Annotated in this window: 8 protein-coding genes, 1 pseudogene and 2 riboswitches; of the genes and pseudogenes, 1 reads left to right on the forward strand and 8 read right to left on the reverse strand. The window is 28.9% G+C overall.

Going from position 1 to position 10,096, the window contains the following annotated elements:
• Positions 1 to 85: 85 nt before the first annotated feature.
• Positions 86 to 631, reverse strand: a pseudogene (locus KPL38_RS16240) (aldo/keto reductase); the annotation flags it as partial.
• Positions 632 to 1,169: 538 nt separating this feature from the next.
• Here KPL38_RS16240 and KPL38_RS16245 point away from each other — a divergent pair.
• Complete coding sequence (locus tag KPL38_RS16245) at positions 1,170 to 1,394, forward strand: hypothetical protein (protein WP_216290197.1); 225 nt, start codon at positions 1,170 to 1,172, stop codon at positions 1,392 to 1,394.
• A gap of 205 nt (positions 1,395 to 1,599) precedes the next feature.
• On the opposite strand, the gene KPL38_RS16250 is transcribed toward KPL38_RS16245, so the two are convergent.
• The 7 genes from KPL38_RS16250 to KPL38_RS16280 all read right to left on the reverse strand — a co-directional run bounded on the left by KPL38_RS16250 (position 1,600) and on the right by KPL38_RS16280 (position 9,510).
• Positions 1,600 to 2,250, reverse strand: coding sequence for a cell wall hydrolase (locus tag KPL38_RS16250; protein ID WP_216290198.1), 651 nt, complete (start codon positions 2,248 to 2,250; stop codon positions 1,600 to 1,602).
• A riboswitch (cyclic di-AMP (ydaO/yuaA leader) is annotated at positions 2,250 to 2,379 on the reverse strand. It overlaps the preceding gene by 1 nt.
• Positions 2,380 to 3,022: 643 nt before the next feature.
• The gene (locus tag KPL38_RS16255) at positions 3,023 to 3,451 is read right to left on the reverse strand and encodes a universal stress protein (protein WP_216290199.1); all 429 of its coding nucleotides are present in this window, start codon (positions 3,449 to 3,451) and stop codon (positions 3,023 to 3,025) included.
• A gap of 107 nt (positions 3,452 to 3,558) precedes the next feature.
• The gene (locus tag KPL38_RS16260) at positions 3,559 to 4,689 is read right to left on the reverse strand and encodes a Ger(x)C family spore germination protein (RefSeq protein WP_216290200.1); all 1,131 of its coding nucleotides are present in this window, start codon (positions 4,687 to 4,689) and stop codon (positions 3,559 to 3,561) included.
• On the reverse strand, positions 4,682 to 5,770 hold the full coding sequence (locus tag KPL38_RS16265) for a GerAB/ArcD/ProY family transporter (RefSeq protein ID WP_216290201.1): 1,089 nt from the start codon (positions 5,768 to 5,770) through the stop codon (positions 4,682 to 4,684). Before KPL38_RS16265 ends, KPL38_RS16260 begins: the two co-directional genes overlap by 8 nt.
• Positions 5,763 to 7,253, reverse strand: a complete 1,491-nt coding sequence (locus KPL38_RS16270; RefSeq protein ID WP_216290202.1) for a spore germination protein — start codon at positions 7,251 to 7,253, stop codon at positions 5,763 to 5,765. The genes KPL38_RS16265 and KPL38_RS16270 overlap by 8 nt, the downstream gene beginning before the upstream one ends.
• Positions 7,254 to 7,401: 148 nt before the next feature.
• On the reverse strand, positions 7,402 to 7,761 hold the full coding sequence (locus KPL38_RS16275; RefSeq protein ID WP_216290203.1) for a hypothetical protein: 360 nt from the start codon (positions 7,759 to 7,761) through the stop codon (positions 7,402 to 7,404).
• A 354-nt stretch (positions 7,762 to 8,115) separates the two neighbouring features.
• Positions 8,116 to 9,510, reverse strand: coding sequence for a sensor histidine kinase (locus KPL38_RS16280; protein ID WP_216290204.1), 1,395 nt, complete (start codon positions 9,508 to 9,510; stop codon positions 8,116 to 8,118).
• A 167-nt stretch (positions 9,511 to 9,677) separates the two neighbouring features.
• A riboswitch (cyclic di-GMP riboswitch) is annotated at positions 9,678 to 9,757 on the reverse strand.
• Between the last annotated feature and the right edge of the window lie 339 nt (positions 9,758 to 10,096).

The following is a 10,096-nucleotide window of genomic DNA, read 5'->3' on the forward strand; positions in this document are numbered from 1 at the left end:
AAATTCCGGTTAAATTATTATGTAAATCGGATAAATATATGTGCAAATCCATGATTTAACTAGATAAATTAATTTGTAAAACTTAGGATAAGATAAAGTGTAAATCAACATCTAGATAATTCAGTTGTAGTTGTACAAATTCCACCTCTGGGTGAGCAGTAATGATTTCTTCTAGAAGTTCTGCGTTGTCATGATAAGAGAAACCGATGCTACGAATCTTACCTGCCTCCTTCTTCTGCTGAATAAATTCAAAACTTCCAAGTTTTCGCGCAATAGCATAGTTGCTAGCATTCAAACAGTGCAACATATAATAATCAAAATATTCCACTCCACACTTTTCCAGCTGTTCATTGAATATTCGCTCCATGTCCTCTTTGGTTTTCAACATCATGGTAGGCATCTTAGTTGCAACAGTAAAACTTTCTCTAGGATGACGTTTCACCAATGCTTCTCTTACCATAACCTCACTTACATAATCATGGTACATATACGCTGTATCAAAATAAGTAAATCCTCTCTTCAAAAACGTATCTACCATCTGACATAACTGTTGCAAATCAACACTGGTCTGATCCTCTTGATCTATAATTGGTAATCTCATACATCCAAAGCCTAATTTTTTATGTTCCATAAATTTTCACTCCTAATATTTATTTAAGTTAATACGTCTACTCTGATATTGCTTGATTTAAACATTTTATCTATTGCCTCACCAAACATCTCTTTAACCAAACATCAACATTCTTTTATGCAGATGATGAATTCACACTTCCTTCATTTCTGCCATACTAATGCCATTTAGATCTAGATTTATTTCTACATTAACACCATACACCTTAAAGTGAGCTCCAAGTCAATACCTTTCATAGATTATCATAAAAAATATCAACCTATTAATTAATGGCATTATTCTAAGTACATCAGTATATAAATAGATACTAATATGTATATGCTTAAACTTAGGTAAGTTAAAATAACAACTTTTTAGCTCATTTTTAGATTTTAGACTTTACATTTGACTATAAATTTTGACATTCATAAATACTGTAGGGCACAGCATTATTAGCATCTATAGAACTATTTCACTGTTAGAGCAAATTGGTACTTTAGAAAAAATGATATAGAGAACTACTCATCATGTTGTAATTGTTGAAAATAATATCTGAGTTGTGGGGTTTTTACCTGATGGTAAAATGATAACTCCAACTATACCTAGTGTTGAAAAAATGTCTTTGCATGATATTTCAGCCTATATTTCCAATATAACCAGAAGAATAGAGAATACCAATGTTAATGAAATGTTTTATAAAGCTGTTAATTTTAATTCCATTGTTCCATTTTTAAAAAGGCTTGATGAAATATTTGCTAAACCAAATATTATTCATAAATGGTAAACTAAGAAGTTATATTAAGACTTAAACATTTGTATTGCTTCTTAATATTATATGTTATTACAACACAAGGTTAACTATCATATTATAAACAAAGTAAATATAAAAGAGAAAACATCTGAAGGTCAGATGTTTTCTCTTTTATTACTTTTAATTTTACGATTTTAGAGACTGTAAATTTTTTTATAATATCAAATATTTTATATACTTACATAAATACCATATTACCGATTTTTATGGAACCTGATTTTCTAATACCATTATTAAAAAACAATTTATTCTTTACTGGATTAGTTCCATTAAGTGCTGAAATTGCAGCCTTAACATCGCTTGAGCGTGCAGCTCTTCTTATGTTGCCATTTTGTACACAGCTAAATTTATAATAGCCTCTATACTTTTGGTTAATTACAGCACTAACTGAATTTGGAAACCGGTTGCTTCTAACCCTATTCATAACTACTGCTCCCACCGCAACCTGAGCATTATAAGACTCCCCGCCCGCTTCTGCAGTTATTAATCTAGCTAGCAATCTCAAATCACTTGCCGTATATTTTTTTGAACTAGTTACAGTTTTCTTTGAACTAACTTTACTTTTCTTTACAGTAGCAGTAGTTTTTACTGATACCTTAAGAATTTGTCCAGGGAAAATAGAATTATTCCATTTGTTGTTAGCTTTTCTTAATGTAGTTATTGATTCTCCATACTTTTGCGCTATGCGAGATAAACAATCTCCACTTTTCACAGTATACTTTTTAGTTGTTAAAGTAGCTGCAAATATATTTTGTGATAAAATTATTGAAATACCAATTGTTAATGCTGACGTTAAAAAAATTGATTTTTTGTTTTTAAATTTAGTCATTATTTGCCTCCTATTGCCTTCCAGGTTAGTTGACGGATTAGGGTAGAGGCACCCCACTTTACGAATTAATGTTTCACCCCAAAATTAAATCCCCGGTACTTCTTTTAGAAGATTCGGCTATTGACATATACTAATGCAGCATGAATAAATTGTCAATTTAGGCTATTTAAAAGATTTACAGCAAATTTAGATGTGAAATAGAATAACTTGTTTTCCCATATTCCCACAACCAAGGGGGATTAAGACCAATTAAAAATTGTTTTACATGTTATGAGAGTAAATTATATGGGCAATTATTCAATATTTGTTAACATATTAAAAAATAGTTAAAAATACTATACATTAGCTAAAACTGAGTTTATTATTATTTAACTAATTTCAATTTCATAATATCTTTCTAATTACTCATAGTAATACGATTAACCCCTGTTTAAATTATCTGTAATATACTCTAGTATATTATAGATTGTAATTCTAAATTAAATTTAATTTAATTCTAACCAATTATTAATTATGTACTAATTGTAAATTCATTTTAAATCATCAATTAAACACGAAGTGAAAAGGTAAACATTCGTTATTGTAGGTATAACATGGGGATTTAGAAACAGAAAAGTTTTGCATCAGAAAAGTGCAGACTATATTATAGATAAACCACAAGAATTGTTAAAAATAATTGCTTGTTAGTTAAATTAGATAAAATGGATAAATCTTAAAATGTTTATTTAAAATAAGAAGAGCTAACTATAGCTCTTCTTATTTTAAATAAATACTAATCAGGAATAACTGTCACTGACATTTTAGCATTTCTAACAACCTTGCTTGTTACAGAACCAATTATTCTATATAAACCTTTTTTACTACACTTTGTCATTATTATTATGTCATAGCTATCTTTTTCAGCCTTTCTTAATATTTCTTCTCCTGCGTATCCTAAAATTGAAAACTTGTCGACTTCATAACCTTCTAGTTCCTTTATTGCTTTATTTAAAATCAATTTGCTTCCTTCTGCTAAATAGTCAAATCCATTTGGAATTTCATTTGGCATTGAAACCATCATCTCGTTAGTTAAAACTGCTTCCATTACATTCATTAGTGTAATGGAAATAGCATCTTTACTAAAGAATTTTTTTAACCAATTAATAGAATGCATGCTTCTTTCCGTACCATCTAATGGTACCAAGATTTTTAATTTTTCCATATACAACGCCTCCTTTAATGATATTATGTATATATATATAATATCATTAAAATAAGTAATTGTCGTGAAAAGCGGAATATTATAAATATGGCTATTTTAGAATACCTTTATTGTATATCTCCATATTCAACTAAATTAAATTTAACATGAACGTTTATTTTTGAATTTTTATATGTCTTATGCCAATCTACTTTTTTAAAGTAACTGTTATACTTAGCTCTTACCATATTACCTATACCGATAGGATCACTTTCTATACTTTGCATGTACCCAATCACTCTTTGACAATCTTGCCTTAATTGTTCTTGTACATGTTCATTTAACTTTTTAACTTCTTTTTCATCATTTAAATGATCCCATTTATACTCATCTGCATATCCAGATAAATCTAAATAAATATCTACTACAGGTTTATTATTTTTAATAGAAACATTTATCTTTTTACTATTCTGACTAAGTTGAATAGCTGCACTTTGCTTTTCGCTATAAATTTCTTTGGCACTCGCTGGAATACCAGCATTGTAAGTATATTTTTTATGTTTTAAAGTTTTCATCATTGCAATTAAAAGTCCACTATCTTGTGCGTTTATAGCTCCAACCAATTTTTGATCTGAAAATAAGGCAGAGCCTTTAACCTCAACAGACTTATCAGTAATCTTAATCATTGGATCTGTATTATCAATACCTGGAGCCATACTTATTAAGTCATAATTAAAAATTCTTGTTTCATTGATGTTTCCGGTGCTAACCGCACGTTCAAGAAGGTCATTTAAATACACAGAGGATCTAGGTTTATCTTTAAAATTTTCTTCAGCTTGGTGTATTAAATCTCTAGGACTTCCATCAACAATTACAACCCAGGCAAGTATTGAGTTTGATGGATCCCTTTCGAATATTGAATTAGCATTAAGTATACGACCTTCTCCAGCAAATTCTTTTGAGTATAACATAAATTCAATTTTACCTGCTAGCATGTTCTTTCCTGACATTCTGTTTACATTATTCCTAGCTATCCTTGTTAAATTCGCTTCACTATCAATTACTTTTGATCTAGCACTTTTAATATCTGGATCAATTATTGGCATAGAATAAGTCAACTTAAAATTTCCTAAAGGAGCTCGTTCTATACCTACTATAGTTATAAAACCAGTTTTCTCTACAAGTACTTCATCCCAACAACCGCAAAGTATAAAGGGAATAACAATTATAAATGCAAATATTTTTATCCTCTTATACATGTGGATTCACTCCTTTTTTTCGTATGAAAGAAAATAAGTAGCATATAACTAAAAAAAACGAGAAAAAGATTCCAGCTGTTGACATAATCTTATCGTAAGTTTTTAGTTGTGAGATGCTTTTTGGTACATTACTTAATAATATTGTTACTGTTGTAAACACTAGTAAATATATACCTTTTTTCTTTAGACTTAATAGTTTATTTATACTATAATATGCTACACAAAAGTATCCTCTAGTCGTCATAGCCATTGCAGGGAGCCATATAGCTATAAATAGTATATCCATTCTTTCTATTATTGGGGCCTTATATGCTCTGGATAGTGTAATCGTTGGATGTACACTTTTTTTTAGCATTTCCTCTCCAAAGAAAGACGTAATAACTAGAATAAGTAATATATAAAATGCGGTGGTAATTATATTAGACCCTATTGAATATTTCATAGCCTTTTTTTTATTTGTAATCTCTGGATATATAACTGAAATTACTTCATAACCCAGAAATGCATAAATAGAAGGGGTAAAACTTGCTTTTATCCCTTCTATACCGCTTTGACCAATAGGCAATAAAAAATTAAATCTTAAATCTTTAAATACAAGAAAAAACAAAATACAGCAAAAACTCAATGAAAGATATATTGTGGATGCAAATCTACCTACATATTTTAATCCGTACCATGCTAAGTAACAAGTAGGTATTAAGGTAAGAATAGATAAAGCAAATGTAGGCGTTGATCTTAATAAATTAACATGAATTACATTTGTATAGGCTCTTAAACTTAGACATGTACTGTACCATAAATATAAAACTATAAATAAATTTAGCAAAGCACCTAGGTAATTTCCATATAAAAATTTATTTATATCGTATATTGATTTGTTGTGATATCTATTCATAAGTTTTATTATTAGTGAAATTATAACACTTATTATTATGCCATATAACAATATTGAGATCCAACCATCATGTCCACAAACTATAGCTAAAGTGGCTGGTAAGCTAAGAACTCCTGCACCTATTTGAATCAATACAATAAGTCCCATCAATTGACCAGAGGTAATATTATTTTCTCTATTATCCATTTTTCTTACCCCTTTCCTTATCTAGTGGTTTAGCTACATCTGGCCTTTTCTTTAAATATCTGATTGGAGCCCTTATATAGGTATCTTTTAAATCACTAAATTTAAAAGGTGCTATAGGTTGGAAATAGGGTTCTCCAAGAGAATCTAATACTATTAGGTGTGCAACCAAGGTTACCATTGGAATTACTACTCCCAAAATACCAAATATTGATGATGTTACCATAACTATATATTTAACAAGTCTAATAGAGATTCCCATGTCATAAGTCGGCATAGTAAAGCCCGCTATGGCAGAAGCAGCTATTATTATTACCATAAGGTCGCTTACTATTCCAGCCTGTATTGCAGTCTGACCTATTACTAATCCTCCAACAATACTAATGGATCCCGCTATAAAAGATGGAAGTCTAATGGAAGCTTCTCTTACCGTCTCTATCATAAATTCTATTAAAAACGCTTCAATAACGGGAGGAAATGGTACCTTTGTTCTAGATTGTGCAAGTTGAACTAGTAAAGGTAACGGTATCATGTAGTAATGGTAAGTAAGTAATGCTATATATATACCTGGAAGAAATAATGCTATTAATATTGCCATCGTACGAAGAATTCTTAAGTAAGTTGCACCTACCCAATGAGTTGTATAATCTTCAGGTGCTTGAGTAAATGCATGAAAAGTTACAGGAGTTATCATTACAAAGGAAGTTTCTTGAAGCATTATTACAAATTTACCCTCTAGTAATCCTGCTACCGCTTTATCCGGTCTTTCTGTAGACAGATATTGAGGAAAAATAGAATTTGGATGATCCGCAATAATTTGTTCTAAATATCCAATTGCAATAAGGCTATCTGTGTCTATTTGATTTATTTTGTTAGAAATAATTTGTAGTAAATTGGGGTTAGCAATATGTTCAAGGTAAGCTACAGAAATTGTTTGGTGTGAGACATTGCCAACATTAAAGTCCTTGAATTTAAGATTGGCAGTTTTTAATTTTCTTCTTATAGTAGATATATTAGTTGCCATATCCTCAATAAAGCCATCATGATCTCTTCTTACACTTTTTTCACCTTCTGGTTGTTGGATGCTTCTTTTTTCATACTTTTTTAAAGTACATGAAATACCTTGATTTAATCCCTCGCATATAAAAACTGCGCTTCCAGCTAATATATCTTGTATTAAGTTGTCAATTACTATTGGGAATGTTAATCCTGCTACAGGAATTTTATTAGGAATATCTTTAATATCATTAGCATCCAATTTTTCTAATTTAAGTAAAGGAGTCATGAAATCTCTCTGAAAAAGGTCAACATCACATAAACCTTGAACAAAAAAGAAACAACCTTTTTTTCCTGATTTTAAAATAACTTTTCGCCTTATAATATCAGGACAATCTTTTAATGTTTCATCAATCAATGAAAAATTTTTATCAAAGTTTTTATCTAAATTTACGTTTGTGTTTATATTTTTATTTTTATCTTCACCCATTTATATCACCATTTTTATTATTAGTAATATATAAAATTTTATGAACAAATTGTTCTGAGTAATAGGAAAACAGTAAAAAATCATTCAACGTAATAAGTCTCCACTCCTTTAAAAATTAAAGGAATAGAGACTTTGTGTTATCTATTTATCAGTCCTCACATGGATATATATAATTTGCTGCAGTACGAACATCTAATTCAAGTGGATCAGATGCAGCATCATCAGGGAGTACAAACACTAATTTACGTTCTATAGTGCCACATTCACCACATCCATTTTCTCTACATACAACTGTAATAAAACCTCTAAAAGCAAGTATTCTATGACAGTTATCATAAATAATACATGCAACAGCTACTTTTTTGTCAAAACATACATTTCTTACTTTTATTCTTACAGTTAATAATCTTGCACCATGTTTCTCCATATCTACTGGATCTGCATTAATAACGCTACATAAATCACATGAACATTTATTGCATTTAACACACTTATCATCTTTACCCATTTAATACAACTCCTTTATATATATAAATTTAGAATAAGACAATACTTAGTAATACTGATTTGGTCATTCAAAATTTTATAGTTACATATATCATGTAAAATATATTTTCAACATAATGTTTATACGTTGATATATGTTCTACTAAATCAGATTAATGTCTTGGATGCCTTTATTATAAATTTACAGTGGCTGAATTAATGGGCTTGTACAGAATATATTTAATGTATATTCTATATTTCTAATATATTCTATGAAAACATTTATGTGAACAAAAACAACAAGATAATATTAATTATCTTGTTGTTTTTATCCATTATTTCAATTGATTTATATGCTTACTTTAATCGTTTTTGACTAAAGATATACATCTGAAAGTTCAATTTTAATTTTCTCTATAGGATCATTTATATTACAACTTTTGTTTGAAGATAGTTTAGATTCTATGAGCCTCATAGGTAATTTAATAGTAAATTCACTTCCAACGCCCAATTCACTATTAACACTTATTTCTCCTCCATGCATTTCTACCAAAGATTTAACTAATGATAACCCTATCCCATTGCCTTCCACGCTCCCCCTAAGAGAATCATCGACCTGGGTATATGTATTGAAAATTTTATTTAACATGTTATGTGGTATCCCTATACCTGTATCCTTTATTTTTATAAGTATGTAGTTTTCTTTATCGTAAATATTTACATTTATTATCCCTTCTGCTTTAGTAAATTTAATAGCATTTGATAATATGTTAAGCATTATTCTTTCAAATTTTTCAGAATCAAAAGCTGTTATTTTTTCTTCTATGTCTGTATCAAACACTATTGTTATATTTTTGAATTTTGCATAATCTACTACAGATAGAGTGATATCTTCAATATTTTTTACAATATTATCATTTGTTAATTTTAATTTATAAAAACCAAGTTCAATCTTATTCATATCTATAAGATTATTGATAAGCCTTACTAATCTATAACAATTTTGTTTCATTACTTTATAATATTTAGAAAACATCTTATTATCAGGAGTTACAGATCCATTACTACGCTGATTTTCTAGTAATTGCAATGCACTAAAAATGATATTAAGTGGTGTTTTTAATTCGTGAGAAATAGAAGAAAATGTTTTTGATTGATTTATATTATATTTTCTAGCTTCCTCGAATAATCTGTGCTCATCTAAAATACTATCTTCCAATTTTTTTGCATCCAATTTTAATTTTAATTCCTCATATCCTATTTTGGAAATTGAATTAGAAATAAAAGATATAGTTTTTACAACTGATTTCAATTTTTGCTCCTCTACAACATCAATTTCCTTAAGTGCACCTATGAATTCATTTTCACTAAGATTTAGGTCTTTAATTGTATTTTTAAAATCTGAAACCGCTGGTTTATTGGTTAATAGTTGACCTCCCAATATAGTTCCGATATGTGTTCCATTCACTAAAATTGGAGCTGCAAAATCTATCAGACCTGCATGACATTTAGCTATATATGGTTTACCTGTTTTGGCAGCAATTTCTCCACATTTTCGATGAAATTCTGAACATTTATTATTTCCCAGCTCTGAATTATGAATAAAATTTTGACACACATTTGTATATCTACTAGGTCTTGTAACTGGATTTCCATTTATGTCTACAATAATACTTGCAATATCCATACTTTGTGCAAAGTTATCTTGAAGACCCTGGATTAATTCAAGATCTAAAATATCTGTGATTTCTAATGATTTTTTATCTATCATTTTTTCCCTCCTAATTTGTTTTTCTTTAAAAAAGAGTTTAAAAACATGTAAAGTTAACTCCACGCATCTCTACTTGAATTTAATAACTAATAAATATTAAATTTTAATTGAAACTCAACAGTTCTATTAGAACTGAATTATTTTCTTCAACAGCAAAAAAACTTTAGTTCAGCAACTGGCTACCACTCAAATGAAAGGCCCTTTAGCTTTGCGTCCTTACCTTTAGATAAGTTTGCTATTTATCAAAAAAAGTTTACAAAAAAATAATATAACTTAACTATAGAATATATTTGATATAATAGCAATATATAATATATTTTTCTATTATTTGTAAATATAAGAAAGAAAATGCTCCCCTTTCTAGTAACAGACTTTTATTATTCAATCTGTCTACTTTAAGGTGGAGCACATTAATCTTAGATTTTAGATATATAACATACAATTTATGTAAATAAACAAACAAGTTTCTGTTAATAACAAAATCTCCCTACGGTCGAGTAAAAACCCTTATGCCAAGCAAATATGATAATCTCATCGTCCTTTGATTATCATATTTGCATCACATTCTGGGCATAGAACAATAGGA

The organism is Clostridium psychrophilum (assembly GCF_018861705.1).
GTDB lineage: Bacteria > Bacillota > Clostridia > Clostridiales > Clostridiaceae > Clostridium_AD > Clostridium_AD psychrophilum.